The 14,069-nt window shown below is 70.0% G+C and carries 13 protein-coding genes; 11 read left to right on the forward strand and 2 right to left on the reverse strand.

The genetic code is table 11. From position 1 onward, the window contains the following. Positions 1-33 precede the first annotated feature (33 nt). Positions 34-1,050 carry a type IV toxin-antitoxin system AbiEi family antitoxin domain-containing protein gene (locus KSO98_RS10310; RefSeq protein ID WP_225285427.1) on the forward strand — a complete coding sequence of 339 codons (1,017 nt, stop codon included), beginning with the start codon at positions 34-36 and terminating at the stop codon, positions 1,048-1,050. A gap of 131 nt (positions 1,051-1,181) precedes the next feature. On the opposite strand, the gene upp is transcribed toward KSO98_RS10310, so the two are convergent. Then, positions 1,182-1,829 (reverse strand): uracil phosphoribosyltransferase, encoded by a 648-nt coding sequence (gene upp, locus KSO98_RS10315; protein WP_372457777.1) that lies wholly within the window; start codon positions 1,827-1,829, stop codon positions 1,182-1,184. 94 nt (positions 1,830-1,923) lie between these two features. Here upp and KSO98_RS10320 point away from each other — a divergent pair, with 94 nt between their 5' ends. After that, positions 1,924-2,409, forward strand: a complete 486-nt coding sequence (locus tag KSO98_RS10320; RefSeq protein WP_225285429.1) for a tRNA adenosine deaminase-associated protein — start codon at positions 1,924-1,926, stop codon at positions 2,407-2,409. 26 nt (positions 2,410-2,435) lie between these two features. Then, positions 2,436-2,909 (forward strand): nucleoside deaminase, encoded by a 474-nt coding sequence (locus KSO98_RS10325; protein ID WP_225285675.1) that lies wholly within the window; start codon positions 2,436-2,438, stop codon positions 2,907-2,909. Positions 2,910-2,918: 9 nt separating this feature from the next. Here KSO98_RS10325 and KSO98_RS10330 read toward each other — a convergent pair whose 3' ends face one another. Beyond that, positions 2,919-3,965, reverse strand: a complete 1,047-nt coding sequence (locus KSO98_RS10330) for a LacI family DNA-binding transcriptional regulator (RefSeq protein ID WP_225285431.1) — start codon at positions 3,963-3,965, stop codon at positions 2,919-2,921. Positions 3,966-4,144: 179 nt separating this feature from the next. On the opposite strand from KSO98_RS10330, the gene KSO98_RS10335 reads away from it, so the two are divergent. From KSO98_RS10335 to KSO98_RS10370, 8 genes are all read left to right on the forward strand, one after another. Beyond that, the gene (locus KSO98_RS10335) at positions 4,145-5,695 is read left to right on the forward strand and encodes a sugar ABC transporter ATP-binding protein (RefSeq protein ID WP_225285432.1); all 1,551 of its coding nucleotides are present in this window, start codon (positions 4,145-4,147) and stop codon (positions 5,693-5,695) included. Beyond that, positions 5,692-6,723, forward strand: a complete 1,032-nt coding sequence (locus KSO98_RS10340; RefSeq protein WP_225285433.1) for an ABC transporter permease — start codon at positions 5,692-5,694, stop codon at positions 6,721-6,723. The genes KSO98_RS10335 and KSO98_RS10340 overlap by 4 nt, the downstream gene beginning before the upstream one ends. Further along, complete coding sequence (locus tag KSO98_RS10345) at positions 6,720-7,805, forward strand: ABC transporter permease (RefSeq protein ID WP_225285435.1); 1,086 nt, start codon at positions 6,720-6,722, stop codon at positions 7,803-7,805. The genes KSO98_RS10340 and KSO98_RS10345 overlap by 4 nt, the downstream gene beginning before the upstream one ends. A 4-nt stretch (positions 7,806-7,809) precedes the next feature. Then, positions 7,810-8,862 carry a rhamnose ABC transporter substrate-binding protein gene (gene rhaS, locus KSO98_RS10350; protein WP_225285436.1) on the forward strand — a complete coding sequence of 351 codons (1,053 nt, stop codon included), beginning with the start codon at positions 7,810-7,812 and terminating at the stop codon, positions 8,860-8,862. 118 nt (positions 8,863-8,980) lie between these two features. After that, entirely contained in the window at positions 8,981-9,349 is a 369-nt protein-coding gene (locus tag KSO98_RS10355) for an L-rhamnose mutarotase (protein WP_225285437.1), read from the forward strand. Position 9,350: 1 nt separating this feature from the next. After that, on the forward strand, positions 9,351-10,523 hold the full coding sequence (rhaI, locus tag KSO98_RS10360) for an L-rhamnose isomerase (protein WP_225285438.1): 1,173 nt from the start codon (positions 9,351-9,353) through the stop codon (positions 10,521-10,523). Positions 10,524-10,528: 5 nt separating this feature from the next. Continuing rightward, the gene (locus KSO98_RS10365) at positions 10,529-12,565 is read left to right on the forward strand and encodes a bifunctional aldolase/short-chain dehydrogenase (protein WP_225285439.1); all 2,037 of its coding nucleotides are present in this window, start codon (positions 10,529-10,531) and stop codon (positions 12,563-12,565) included. Further along, a complete protein-coding gene (locus tag KSO98_RS10370) occupies positions 12,562-14,040 on the forward strand; it encodes a rhamnulokinase (RefSeq protein ID WP_225285441.1) in 1,479 nt (492 codons plus the stop codon). Before KSO98_RS10365 ends, KSO98_RS10370 begins: the two co-directional genes overlap by 4 nt. Positions 14,041-14,069 lie beyond the last annotated feature (29 nt).

Consider the following 14,069-nt stretch of genomic DNA (forward strand, 5'->3'; position numbering starts at 1 on the left):
CCCGATCTATCGCGCGCCGGGATCGTCCGTGACATGAACGCCATCGTCCTCGGTCATCTTCATGCCCAGCGCGGCCTGGTCAGGCGCGATCAGGCGCTCGCCGCAGGGATGACCGAGGTGGAGATCGACCGCGCCGTGCGAACCGGGCACTGGGTCTCCGTACGGCGCGGTGTCTATGCCCTCCAGTCCACCGTCGCCGACGCCGTCGAGCGGGGTGCCAAACAGCGGCTGCTCGATGACGCCGCGTGTCTGCGCATCGGCCGCGACCACGTGCGCAGCCATGAGTCGGCCGGACTGGTCCTCGGCATGGGCCTCCTCCTGCCGTCCCCGTGCCTCACGCATGTCACTCGGTCGACCGTCCACGGTTCGCGCCACGAGTTCGGGGTCAAGCACCACGTCGCGCCGTACGCGCCCGGCGACGTCGTCGAGGTGGACGGGGTGCGGTGCCTCGGGATCGCGCGTACGGCGGCGGACATCGCGCGGGTACACGGCCACCCCTACGGCGTGGTGGCCTTCGACTCCGCTCTGCGGATGGGCGTGTCACTCGCCCAGCTCGAGGCCGTTCTCGAGACCATGCCGTGTTGGCCCCGGATCCGTACGGCGCGTGCCGAGCTCGAGCTCGCCGACGCCGGTGCGGAGTCGGTGCACGAGACGATGGCCCGGATGCTGGTGATCGAGCTCGGCCGGGGGAGGCCGGAGACGCAGTTCGGCCTGACGGACGGGAGTCGTGAGGTGTGGTGCGACCTGCGTCTCGACCGCCACGTCTTCGAGCCCGATGGCGCGATCAAGTACCGGCCGCCGACCGCCGGCGGAGTCGCGACGAAGCCGCCGGAGGAGGTGCTGTGGGATGAGAAGCGTCGGCAGGACTTCATCACCGGCTTCAAGCTCGGCACGTCGCGGATCGTGTGGTCCGACTACTGGGGCACGGCGCGGGAGCGGGCCCGTGCGCGGCTGGATCGGGAGTACCGCGATACCTGTCGCCGGTTCGGCACGGACATCAGCGACCTGGCTCCGTACCGGATCGTGGGTGCTCGCCGCCGAGCCGCGTGAGGCCACTGTCTGCTTGTAACGCGGTGTTACACCATCTTCCGCGGTGTTGCAGCACCGCAGAACAAGCTGTAACACCGCGTTACATGGGCCCAGTTTCGCGGCGGGACGCCGAGGCCACCGAAGGCGTAGGGTCAGCCCGCGACGCCGTAGAGCCGGTCGCCGGCGTCGCCGAGCCCGGGCACGATGTAGCCGTGCTCGTTGAGGCGCTCGTCCATGGCGGCGGTCACGACCTTGATCGGCACGTCGATGTGCGCGGTCAGCTCCTCGAGCCGGGCCACGCCCTCGGGGGCGACGAGCAGGCACACGCAGGTGATGTGGTCGGCGCCGCGCGAGACCAGGAAGTCGATCGCCGCGGCCAGGGTGCCGCCGGTGGCGAGCATCGGGTCGACGACGTAGCACTGGCGCCCGGACAGGTCCGCGGGCAGGCGCTCGGCGTACGTGGTCGCCTGGAGCGTCTCCTCATTGCGCACCATGCCCAGGAAGCCGACCTCGGCGGTCGGGACCAGGCGCATCATGCCCTCGAGCATGCCGAGGCCGGCGCGCAGGATCGGCACGACCAGCGGACGCGGGCTCGCCAGCTCGACGCCCTGCGTCTCGGCGACCGGGGTGGTGATGGTGACCGGGCAGACCCGGACCTCGCGGGTGGCCTCGTACGCCAGCAGCGTGACCAGCTCGTCGGCGAGCGAGCGGAAGGTCGGCGAATCGGTGCGCTCGTCGCGCAGATGGGTGAGCTTGTGAGCGACGAGCGGGTGGTCGACGACAAGGGTCTGCAGGGCCATGGCGGCACCCTACGGGAAGCGACGGCGGAAGGGGTTGGACATGGGTCCCCAATAGGGGTTGGCCGCACGCCCATGCTCTGTCACTCTGGATGACATGCCCGAGCAGGTGGATGGTGTCGACTTCGCGCTTGCGGTCTATCGCGAAGACGGCGAGTGGACGGCGCAGGAGCTGGCGCACGACGTCCTCGTCGACGTCGACACGCTGGTCCACGCGTTGCGCCGCTTCCCCGGCGACGGGGGTGCGCTCGGCCTGATCGCGATCGATGAGGACTTCTTCGTCGTCGTGCGGGTCGCGGGCGCGGCCACCAGCATCCTGCTCTCCGACATCACCGCCGCCGACGAGTGGGAACTGGCCGGCGACGCCCTCGACCACCTCGGCCTGCCCATGCCCGAGGACGAGGACGCGCCCGAGCCCGCCGGCGACCTCGGCATCCTGGCCGACATGGGGATGAGCGCGATGGACATGGGCATCCTGCTCGACGACGTCGACCTCTATCCCGACGAGATGGTCTCCGAGATCGCTCGCAAGCTCGGCTTCGGCCAGCTCTTCGACGACACGATCGGGCTCGCCTCCGCGTGATGACGACGGACCGATGGGCGGCGCCGATGGCGACCGCCCTGGATGAGGCGCGAGCGGCACTCGCGACCGGCGACGTGCCGATCGGCGCCGTCGTCCTCTCGCCCGAGGGCGAGGTGATCGGCCGCGGGCGCAACGTCCGCGAGGCCGACGCCGACCCGACCGGCCACGCCGAGGTGGTCGCCCTGCGCGAGGCGGCCCGGGCCCGCGGGGAGTGGCGGCTCGACGGATGCTCGCTCGTGGTCACGCTCGAGCCCTGCACGATGTGCGCCGGCGCGATCGTGCTGGCCCGGATCAAGACCCTCGTCTTCGGCGCGTACGACGAGAAGGCCGGCGCGGTGGGCTCCCTGTGGGACGTCGTCCGTGACCGCAGGCTCAACCACCGCCCCGAGGTCCTCGCCGGTGTCGCCGAGGCCGAGTGTGCCGGGCTGCTGGCCGATTTCTTCCAGGGACAGCGAGTGGCCTCCTCCGGGTCGGGACCCGCGGCCGCGCGAGACGCCTGACGCAGAGCCTCAGTCGGCGAGGCTGACCCGCGGGTGCGTCCCGAGGGTCGAGGCTCGGGCGACGAGCTCGGGGGTGAAGACGACCTGCTGGTGGCGATGCTCGGGATTCGTCGCCTCGTCGAGGACCAGATCGGCGGCGGCCCGGCCGAGCTCCTGACGGGGTTGCCGTACGGAGGTCAGCGGCACCGCGGCCGCGGCCGCGAACTCGATGTCGTCGTAGCCGACGATCGCCAGGTCGTCCGGGACGCGCAGACCGGTCGCGGTGGCCTGCTGGAGGAGCCCGAGGGCGATCAGGTCGTTGGCACAGACGGCGGCCGTCGGGCGCCGGTTCGACGGGATGCCGGCCAGGCGCTCGCCCGCTGAGCGCCCGGAGGCGACGGTGAGGGAGTCTGCGGCGACGAGGGTGAGGTCGTCGGACGGGAGGCCGGCGGCGGCCCACGCCAGCCGGGCGCCCTCGTAGCGATCGGCCACCTGACCGACGCCCAGCGACCCGCCGACGAAGGCGACGCGACGGTGGCCCCGGTCGATGAGGTGCTCCACGGCGATGCGGCCGCCGAGCACGTCGTCGACCGCGACGGAGCAGAACTGGTCGCCCTTGCGGATCCGGTCGACGACGACCAGGGGCGTGCCACGCTGGGCGATCGCGTCGAGCAACGGGGTATCGGGATCGACCGGCGTGATGAGGATGCCCTGCACCCGCTGCTGCTCGAGGTGACCGAGATGGGTCGCCTCGCGCGCCTCGCGACTGTCGCTGTTGCACAGGAAGAGCGAGAGGTCGGCCGACTCGGCGGCGTGCTCGATCCCCTGGGCGACGTCGGTGAAGAACGGGTTGCCGGCGTCGAGCATGACGTAGGCCAGCGCACGCGTGCGGCCCGAGCGCAGGGAGCGCGCCGACTCGTTGCGGATGAACCCGAGGTCGGCCATCGCCCGCTCGACCTTCTCGCGCGTCGACGCGGTCACCCGATCGGGCCGGTTCAGCACGTTCGAGACGGTGCCGAGGGAGACGCCTGCGGCCGCGGCGACGTCCTTCATCGACGCAGACGCCTGTGTGCTCACGCGGTTCCCCTCTGGTGCGCTTGTTTAAAGGATTCAATCGTTTTCAAAGGTCGTATGTCAACGCTTGGATCACGGATTGATCACGGATTGAGCGGGCAATCCGGGTAGGCCCTTGACGGCTGTGACTGGCGTCACCTAGTCTCCAACTCGTTCGATTAAAACGTTTCAAAGGAGCGGGCATGCCGGAATCGGCAACGGGCCCCGTGGTGCTCGAGCTGCGGGAAGTCGCGAAGTCCTTCGGGACCGTCGTGGCGCTCCGCTCGAGCAGTCTCACCGTCCGGCGCGGGTCCATCCATGCGCTGGTAGGCGAGAACGGCGCGGGCAAGTCGACCCTGATCAAGATCGTCGCTGGTGTCTATCGGCGGGATGCGGGCGACTTCCGCTTCCTCGGCGATGACGTGGACTTCCACTCGACCGCGGCCTCCAAGGCCGCCGGCATCGCGGTGATCTACCAGGAGCCGACGCTCTTCCCGGACCTCTCGGTCACCGAGAACATCTTCATGGGGCGCCAGCCGCTCGGTCGGGGCCGTCGGATCGACCGGGCCGCGATGTATGCCGAGGCCGAGTCCCTGTTCCGCCGGCTCGGGGTTCAGATCGACCCGCGCCGCCCGGCTCGTGGTCTGTCCATCGCCGACCAGCAGATCATCGAGATCGCCAAGGCGATCTCGCTCGACGCGAGCCTGCTGATCATGGATGAGCCGACCGCCGCGCTCTCGGGCGTCGAGGTCGAGCGGCTCTTCGCCGTGGCGCGCAGCCTGCGCGACGAGGGCCGCGGACTGGTCTTCATCTCCCACCGGTTCGACGAGGTCTTCGACCTGTGCGACACGGTCACGGTCATGCGCGACGGGGAGTACATCTCCACGGACCCGATCGCGGACACGTCGGTCGACCAGATCGTCGCCCGGATGGTCGGCCGCGAGGTCGCCGAGCTCTTCCCGAAGACTCCCGCCCCCATCGGCGAGCCGGTGCTCGAGGTCGAGAACCTGAGCTCCACGGGCATCTTCCACGACGTGAGCCTCACCGTCCGCGCCGGCGAGATCGTCGGTCTGGCCGGTCTGGTCGGTGCCGGTCGATCCGAGATCGCCCGTGCGATCTTCGGCGTCGACGCCTACGACTCCGGATCGGTGCGGATGCTGGGCAAGGAGGTCCCGCGGCGCGACGTCCGGGCCGCGATCCGGGCCGGCGTGGCGTTCATCCCCGAGGACCGGCGCAAGCAGGGACTCGTGGTGGAGTCCTCGGTGGCGCGCAACGTCGCCGCCGTGATCCGCAACGGTCTGGCCACGAGCGGGGTGCTGACCTCTGCCGCGGAGAACCGGGCCAGCGGCCCGTGGGCCGCTCGCCTGGAGGTCAAGACCTCCGCCCTCGACATGGCCGCCGCGACGATGTCGGGCGGCAACCAGCAGAAGGTCGTCATCGCCAAGTGGCTGGCGACCGAGCCGAAGCTGCTCATCATCGACGAGCCCACGCGTGGCATCGACGTCGGCACCAAGTCCGAGGTGCACCGCCTACTGTCCGACCTGGCCGGCCAGGGCATGGCGATCCTGATGATCTCCTCCGAGCTTCCCGAGGTGCTCGGGATGGCCGACCGCGTCCTGGTCGTGTGCGAGGGCGAGATCACCGCCGAGATCGCCCGCGAGGACGCCACCCCCGAGAAGGTCATGCACGCAGCAACCCGGGCGGCCCGCCCCAACGACATCCCGCCCGCGACGACGGTGGAGGTCTCCGCATGAGCACCCTGACCCTGAGCCCGAGCGAGGTGTCGCCGGCCCGCCGCCTGCTGGGCGGCGCACTGCGCTCACGTGAGATCGCCGTCGCCATCGTGCTGCTGCTGGTCATCGCGGCTACCACGATCAAGAACAGCCACTTCCTCTTCGGCGACAACGGCTGGCGAGACCTGCTCCTGACACCGTCGATCCTGCTCATCCTGGCCGTCGGCCAGGCGGCAGTGGTCATCACCCGCAACGTCGACCTGTCGGTCGGCTCGGTGCTCGGCCTGACCGCGTACCTCACCGGGCGGATCTTCATCGCCCACCCCGGCACACCGGTCTTCCTGGTCTTCCTCATCGGGCTGGCCTTCGGGGCCGTGCTGGGGCTGGTGAACGGCGTGCTGGTGGCGTGGGGCCGGGTCCCCGCGCTGGTCATCACGCTGGGCACGATGTACATCTTCCGCGGGATCTTCCTGTCGTGGGCGGGCAGCAACCGGGTCAACGCCTCCGACATGCCCGACAGCTTCCTCAACCTCGGCACCCAGCAGTTCCTGAGCATCCCGGTGCTCTTCATCGTCGCGGTGGTCGTGCTCGCACTCGTCGGCTACTACCTCTACACCGCCCGTGGCGGACGCGAGCTGTACGCCATCGGCTCCGACCCCGAGGCGGCCGAGCTGTACGGCCTCAAGGTCACGCGCCGCATCCTGGGCGCCTTCCTCCTGTCGGGCTCGATGGCGGGCCTGGCCGGCGTGATGACCGCGGCCCGCTACGGCACCGTCAGCTCCAACGCCGGACTCAACCTCGAGCTCCAGGCGGTCGGGGCCGCGGTGATCGGCGGCGTGGCCATCTTCGGCGGCAGCGGCACCGTCTGGGGCGCCGCGATCGGCGCCTGCCTGCTCGTGACGATCAACCGCGCACTGCCGGTGCTGGGTGTCCAGGACTTCTGGCAGCAGTTCGTGGTCGGCGTCCTCATCATCGGCTCCATCGTGCTCGACCGGGTGCTCTCCATCCGTCGCGACCGCAAGCTCATCGAAGCGAGGGACAACGCATGACCTCCGCGACCGTCACCGGCGCCCCACCGGCGGCCCGTACCTATCGCGCGTACAGCCACTCGTGGTGGCGTCGGACCCTGCTCACCCGCGAGGTCGCGATCATCGCGCTCCTGGTGCTGGTCTTCGGCTGGGCCAGCGCCAACGTGGCCAACTTCAAGAGCCCGCTGACGATCTACTTCCTCAGTCTCGACAACGCCGAGATCATGCTGATCGCGCTGCCGATGGCCCTGGTCATCATCACCGGCGAGATCGATCTCTCGGTCGCCAGTGTGGTGGGCCTGTCCAGCGTGACCGTCGGCCTCCTGCATCAGGACGCCGGACTGTCGATCCCACTCGCCGGGCTCATCGCGATCCTGGTCGGCGTGGTCGCCGGCGCGCTCAACGGCTTCCTGATCGCCTACGTGGGACTGCCGTCCCTGGCCGTCACGATCGGCACCATGGCCGCCTACCGCGGCCTGGCCGTCGGCCTGCTCGGCACCACCGCCAAGACGGACTTCCCGTTGAAGTGGACCGACCTGTCCACACAGCACATCGGCTCGACGCGTTTCCCGGTCATCGTCCTCCCGATCCTCGTCCTCATCGCGGTCTTCGTCTGGCTGCTGCACTTCTCCACGTTCGGCCGCGGGGTCTTCGAGATCGGGCTCAACGACGAGGCGGCGCACTTCAGCGGCGTCAACGTCGCCCGGACGAAGTTCATCCTGTTCATCCTGACGGCCGCGATCTCGGCCTTCGCCGGCATCTACATCACCCTGCGCAGCGGCAACGCCCGCGGCGACAACGCGACCGGCGACGAGCTGAAGGTCATCGCGGCGGTGCTCCTGGGCGGCGTCTCCATCTTCGGCGGTCGCGGCGCACTGCACGGCGTCATCGCCGGCGTCCTGCTCATCGGCGTGATCCAGAGCGCGATGCGACTGCAGAACGAGACGGTCAACGTCATCAACATCGTCATCGGAGCGCTCCTGGTGCTCTCGGTGATGTCCACCAGCATCCTCGCCTGGCTCTCGAAGCAGAGGGCCCGGCGGGCAGGTCTCGGAACCCTCCGGCGACGGCAAGCGGTCGCCACATCCCACCCAGAGAGGTAGAACAATGAAGTTCAGCACCCGTCGGCTCACCGCCGGTACGGCCGTGGCACTGGTTGCCACGCTGAGCCTGGCCGCTTGCGGCAGCAGCAACAACAGCAGCAGTAACAGCGCCGACAGCGGTAGCAACGGCGGCTCCGGCTCGGGCACCACGATCACCTTCATCCCGAAGAACCTGGGCAACCCGTACTTCGACGCCTCGGACAAGGACGGCGGCAAGGTGGCCGTCGACGAGTTCAAGGGCGTCTACCAGGAGGTCGGCCCGGACACCGCGACCCCCGACGGCCAGGTCTCGTTCATCAACACCGCGGCCCAGCAGGGGGTCAAGGCCCTGGTCATCTCGGCCGACGACCCGAAGGCGCCGTGCTCTGCGATCAAGCAGGCCATGTCGGCCGGCACGAAGGTCGTCACCTTCGACTCCGACACCAGCGCCGACTGCCGCGACCTGTACATCAACCAGGCCACGCCGGAGGGCATCGCCAAGACCGAGGTCGACCAGATCGCCCAGCAGATCGGCGACTCCGGAGAGATCGCGATCCTCTCGGCCGCGGCCAACGCGACCAACCAGAACGCGTGGATCGAGCTGATGAAGAAGGACCTGGCGGCCGACCACCCGAACATCAAGCTCGTCGACACCGTCTACGGCAACGACGACGACCAGACCTCGTTCGACAAGACCGCCGCCCTGCTCTCGGACCACCCGAACCTGAAGGGCATCATCTCGCCGACCACCGTCGGCATCGCCGCCGCCGCCCGCTACCTCGACACCTCGTCCTCCAAGGGCAAGGTCGCGCTCACCGGTCTCGGCACGCCCAACCAGATGCGCAAGTACGTCAAGGACGGCACCGTCACCTCGTTCGCTCTGTGGAACCCGAGCGACCTGGGCTACCTGGCCGCCTACGCCGCGAAGGCGCTCGTCGACGGTGACATCAAGGGCGACGAGGGCGACAAGTTCACCGCGGGCAAGCTCGGCGACTTCACCGTCGGCGCCGACGGCGTCGTCCTGCTGGGCGACCCGACCGTGTTCACCAAGGACAACATCGACAAGTTCAACTTCTGAGTCAGCCCTCCTCAGAAGCCACGCCTGCCGGGGCCGCGACCCGGTCCCGGCAGGCGCCCCGAACCCCGGTCGGGGCGCACCCGATCACACCCCGACCCTGCACAGAGAAGGACGCGACATGCAGCGGGTCTGCTTCCAGCTCCAGGTGAAGCCCGACCGGATCGAGGAGTACGAGCGGCGCCACGCCGCCGTGTGGCCGGAGATGCTCCAGGCCCTCCACGAGACCGGCTGGCACAACTACTCGCTCTTCCTGCGGCCCGACGGGCTGCTGATCGGCTACCTCGAGACGCCCTCACTCGAGGAGGCCCGGGCCGGCATGGCCCGGCGCGAGGTCAACGACCGATGGCAGGCAGAGATGGCGGACCTCTTCGAGGACCTCGAAGGCGTCACCCCGGACGTCGGCTTCCTGCAGCTCGAGGAGATCTTCCACCTGGAGGACCAGCTCGGCGCCGCACAGCAGACGCAGAACACGACAGAAGCGAAGTGAGATGAACCAGCGAGCACAGTTCGACAAGATCGCCCCCGTCCTGGCGGCGCAGGCCATCGAGGTCCCGTCGTGGGCGTACGGGAACTCGGGGACGCGCTTCAAGGTCTTCGGCAGTGCGGGCACCCCGCGCACGGTGCAGGAGAAGATCGCCGACGCGGCGACCGTGCACCGCTTCACCGGCCTGGCGCCGAGCGTCGCGCTCCACATCCCGTGGGACAAGGTCGACGACTACGCCGCCCTGCGTGCCTACGCCGAGGACCTCGGCATCGCGCTCGGCACGATCAACTCCAACACGTTCCAGGACGACGACTACAAGCTCGGCGCCCTGACGCACACCGATGCGAAGGTGCGCCGCAAGGCGATCGACCACCACTTGGAGTGCGTGGACGTCATGGACGCGACCGGCTCGCGCGACCTGAAGATCTGGCTCGCTGAGGGCACCAACTACCCGGGCCAGGGCGACATGCGCGGTCGTCAGGACCGCCTGGCCGAGAGCCTGCAGACGATCTACGACCGTATCGGCGCCGACCAGCGCCTGGTGCTGGAGTACAAGTTCTTCGAGCCGGCGTTCTACCACACCGACGTCCCGGACTGGGGCACCTCGTACGTCCAGGTCGCCGCGCTCGGCGACAGGGCCATGGTCTGCCTCGACACCGGCCACCACGCGCCGGGCACCAACATCGAGTTCATCGTGGCCCAGCTGCTCCGCCTCGGGAAGCTCGGCTCGTTCGACTTCAACAGCCGCTTCTACGCCGACGACGACCTGATCGTGGGCTCGGCCGACCCCTTCCAGCTCTTCCGCATCCTGGTCGAGTGCGCCCGCGGCGGCGCGTTCGATCCGGCCAGCGACGTGGCCTTCATGCTCGACCAGTGCCACAACATCGAGAAGAAGATCCCCGGCCAGATCCGGTCGGTCCTCAACGTGCAGGAGATGACGGCCCGGGCACTGCTGCTCGACCGTGACGCCCTGACCGCGGCCCAGGAGGACGGCGACGTCCTCGCGGCCAACGAGATCTTCATGGACGCGTTCTACACCGACGTCCGCCCGCTGCTCGCCGCCTGGCGTGAGGAGCGAGGACTGCCCGCCGACCCGATGCGGGCCTACCTCGCCAGCGGCTACCAGGAACAGATCGAGGCGGACCGCGTCGGCGGTACGCAGGCAGGATGGAACTGACCAACATGACCACGAATGCGGCTGCCGAGCTGATCGCTCGCTCCAACCGACTGGGCGCCGACCCGAAGAACACCAACTACGCAGGGGGCAACACCTCGGCCAAGGGCACCGAGACCGACCCGGTCACCGGCCAACCGGTGGAGCTGGTCTGGGTCAAGGGCTCCGGCGGCGACCTCGGGACCTTGAAGGAGTCGGGCCTGGCCGTCCTGCGGCTGGACCGGATGCGCGCCCTCGTCGACGTCTACCCGGGCATCGAGCGCGAGGACGAGATGGTGGCGGCCTTCGACTACTGCCTGCACGGCAAGGGCGGTGCCGCCCCGTCGATCGACACCGCGATGCACGGCCTGGTCGACGCCGCGCACGTCGACCACCTCCACCCCGACTCGGGCATCGCGATCGCGACGGCCGCCGACGGCGAGGCGCTCACCGCCACGATCTTCGGTGACAAGGTCGTCTGGGTCCCGTGGCGTCGTCCCGGCTTCCAGCTCGGTCTCGACATCGCCGAGATCAAGGCGAAGAACCCGCAGGCGATCGGCTGCATCCTGGGTGGCCACGGCATCACCGCCTGGGGCGAGACCAGCGACGAGGCCGAGCAGAACTCGCTGTGGATCATCGACACCGCCGCCGCCTACATCGCCGAGCACTCCAAGGCTGAGCCCTTCGGCCCGGCTCTCCAGGGCTACGGCGCCCTGCCCGAGTCCGAGCGTCGCGCCAAGGCCGCCGCGCTGGCCCCGACCATCCGCGGCATCGCCTCGGCCGACCGCCCGATGGTCGGCCACTTCACCGACGCCGACGTCGTGCTCGACTTCCTCGGCTCGGCCGAGCATCCGCGGCTGGCCGCGCTCGGCACCAGCTGCCCCGACCACTTCCTGCGTACGAAGGTCAAGCCGCTCGTCCTCGACCTGCCCGCCTCCGCGTCGGTCGAGGACTCGATCGCCCGGCTCAAGGAGCTCGCGGTGGCCTACCGTGAGGACTACCAGGGCTACTACGACCGCAACGCGACCCCCGACAGCCCCGCGATCCGCGGCAAGGACCCGCTGATCGTGCTGGTGCCCGGCGTCGGGATGTTCAGCTTCGGCAAGGACAAGCAGACCGCCCGCGTCGCCGGCGAGTTCTACGTCAACGCGATCAACGTGATGCGCGGTGCCGAGGGCCTCTCCACCTACGCCCCCATCGACGAGGCGGAGAAGTTCCGCATCGAGTACTGGGCACTGGAGGAGGCCAAGCTCCAGCGGATGCCGAAGCCGAAGCCGCTGGCCACCCGCGTCGCGCTCGTCACCGGTGCCGCCTCCGGCATCGGCAAGGCCACCGCCGAGAAGCTCGCCGCCGAGGGTGCCTGCGTCGTCATCGCCGACCTCTCCTTGGAGAAGGCCCAGGCCGCTGCCGCCGAGATCGGCTCCGCCGACGTCGCGGTCGGCGTCCAGGTGGACGTGTCCGACGCCGAGGCCGTCCGCGCGGCGGTGGACGCCGCCGTCCTCGCCTTCGGCGGCCTCGACCTCATCGTCAACAACGCCGGCCTGTCCCTCTCGCGCTCGTTGCTGGAGACCACGGAGAAGGACTGGGACCTCCAGCACGATGTCATGGCCAAGGGCTCGTTCCTGGTCGCCCAGGCCACCGCGAAGGTCATGATCGAGCAGGAGATGGGCGGCGACATCGTCTACATCTCCTCGAAGAACTCGATCTTCGCCGGGCCGAACAACGTCGCCTACGGTGCCGCCAAGGCCGACCAGGCCCACCAGGTGCGTCTGCTGGCGGCCGAGCTCGGTGAGCACGGCATCAAGGTCAACGGCGTGAACCCCGACGGCGTCGTCGCGGGCTCGGGCATCTTCGCCTCGGGCTGGGGCGCCAACCGCGCCGCCGTCTACGGCGTGGAGGAGAAGGACCTCGGCAAGTTCTACGCGCAGCGCACCATCCTCAAGCGCGAGGTGCTGCCGGAGAACATCGCCAACGCCGTCTTCGTGCTCTGCTCGGCCGAGCTCAGCCACACCACCGGCCTGCACATCCCCGTCGACGCTGGCGTGGCGGCGGCCTTCCTGCGATGAGCTCATCCGCACCTTCGGTCCGGGTCGCGGCGGTCGACCTCGGCGCCACCAGCGGCCGGGTCATGGCCGCGGTCGTCGGCCCGGACCAGCTCGAGCTGCAGGAGGTGCGCCGCTTCCCCAACGGCGGCGTGCCGATCCGCGGGGCGCTCGTCTGGGACGTCGTCGGCCTGCACCGCGAGATCCTCGCCGGCCTCCGTGAGATCGCCCGTACGGGTCCGCTCGACGGGATCGGCATCGACTCGTGGGCCGTCGACTACGGCCTGCTCGATCGTGACGGCGAGCTGCTCGGCAGCCCGTACTCGCACCGGGACGCCCGCACCACGGGCGTCCCGGCGCGGGTCGCCGCGCTCGTCGACCCGGCCGCGATGTACGCCGTCGGCGGCCTGCAGGAGCTGCCCTTCAACACCGTCTTCCAGCTGTTCGCGGCGCGGGGGACGAGCGCGCTCGAGTCAGCCGAGACGATGCTGCTGCTCCCCGACCTGCTGGCGTACTGGCTCACCGGGGAGCGCGGCGCCGAGCGGACGAATGCCTCCACCACCGGGCTCTACGACGCCCGCGCCCGAGCGTGGGCGCCTGACCTGGCCGGCCTGCTCGGGATCCCGGCGGGCATCCTGCCGCCGCTGCGCGATCCCGGCTCGGTCATCGGCCAGGTCCTGCCGGCGGTGGCCGACGCTCTGGGCACCGCGGGCGTGCCGGTCATCGCGGTCGGGTCGCACGACACCGCCTCCGCGGTCGTCGCGGTCCCGGCCGAGAGCGAACGGTTCGCGTACATCTCCTCCGGCACCTGGTCGCTGGTCGGCCTCGAACTCGAGACACCGGTGCTGTCCGAGGCCGCGCGCCTGGCGGGCTTCACGAACGAGGGCGGCGTCGACGGCACCATCCGCTTCCTCAAGAACGTGATGGGGCTCTGGGTCCTGTCGGAGTCGGTGCGGGTCTGGGCCACCGACGGGGAGCCGGCCGACCTGCGGACGCTGCTCGCCGCGGCCGCCGCGGAGACACCCCTGCGGACCGTCGTCGACATCGACGACCCGTCCCTGCTCGCCCCGGCGAGCTCCTCCGCCCCGATGCCGGCGCGTCTGCGGACCCTCGCCGTCGCGGCGGGCGAGCCTGCTCCGGAGACCCCGGCCCAGGTCGTCCGTACGATCCTCGACAGCCTCGCGCTCGCCTACCGGCGCAACGTGCGCCGCGCGGTCGCCCTGGCGGGCCACGAGATCGACCTCGTCCACGTGGTCGGCGGTGGCTCCCACAACGAGCTGCTCTGTCAGCTCACCGCCGACGCGTGTGGGCTGCCGGTGCTGGCCGGCCCGTCCGAGGCGGCCGCCCTCGGCAACGCGCTGGTCCAGGCCCGCTCGCTGGGCGCCGACCTTCCCGGCCTGGCCGCCATGCGCGCTCTCGTGCGCCGCACCCACGACCTGGTCCGCTACGAGCCGTGCAGCGGCGCGGACTGGGACGGTGCCGAGGCACGTCTCTCCTAGCTCTCGTCCACCTCCTCGACCCTGCCTCG

Origin of the sequence: Nocardioides nematodiphilus (genome assembly GCF_020216525.1) — a bacterium.
GTDB classification, from domain to species: Bacteria; Actinomycetota; Actinomycetes; order Propionibacteriales; family Nocardioidaceae; genus Nocardioides; species Nocardioides nematodiphilus.

Bases quoted from the DNA above. Each gene is read 5' to 3' on its own strand.
- KSO98_RS10345 (WP_225285435.1), top strand. From the start codon at position 6,720: ATGACCTCCGCGACCGTCACCGGCGCCCCACCGGCGGCCCGTACCTAT.
- rhaI (WP_225285438.1), top strand. From the start codon at position 9,351: ATGAACCAGCGAGCACAGTTCGACAAGATCGCCCCCGTCCTGGCGGCG.
- KSO98_RS10320 (WP_225285429.1), top strand. From the start codon at position 1,924: ATGCCCGAGCAGGTGGATGGTGTCGACTTCGCGCTTGCGGTCTATCGC.
- rhaS (WP_225285436.1), top strand. From the start codon at position 7,810: ATGAAGTTCAGCACCCGTCGGCTCACCGCCGGTACGGCCGTGGCACTG.
- upp (WP_372457777.1), bottom strand. From the start codon at position 1,829: ATGGCCCTGCAGACCCTTGTCGTCGACCACCCGCTCGTCGCTCACAAG.
- KSO98_RS10310 (WP_225285427.1), top strand. From the start codon at position 34: ATGAACGCCATCGTCCTCGGTCATCTTCATGCCCAGCGCGGCCTGGTC.
- KSO98_RS10335 (WP_225285432.1), top strand. From the start codon at position 4,145: ATGCCGGAATCGGCAACGGGCCCCGTGGTGCTCGAGCTGCGGGAAGTC.
- KSO98_RS10355 (WP_225285437.1), top strand. From the start codon at position 8,981: ATGCAGCGGGTCTGCTTCCAGCTCCAGGTGAAGCCCGACCGGATCGAG.
- KSO98_RS10325 (WP_225285675.1), top strand. From the start codon at position 2,436: ATGGCGACCGCCCTGGATGAGGCGCGAGCGGCACTCGCGACCGGCGAC.
- KSO98_RS10340 (WP_225285433.1), top strand. From the start codon at position 5,692: ATGAGCACCCTGACCCTGAGCCCGAGCGAGGTGTCGCCGGCCCGCCGC.
- KSO98_RS10365 (WP_225285439.1), top strand. From the start codon at position 10,529: ATGACCACGAATGCGGCTGCCGAGCTGATCGCTCGCTCCAACCGACTG.
- KSO98_RS10370 (WP_225285441.1), top strand. From the start codon at position 12,562: ATGAGCTCATCCGCACCTTCGGTCCGGGTCGCGGCGGTCGACCTCGGC.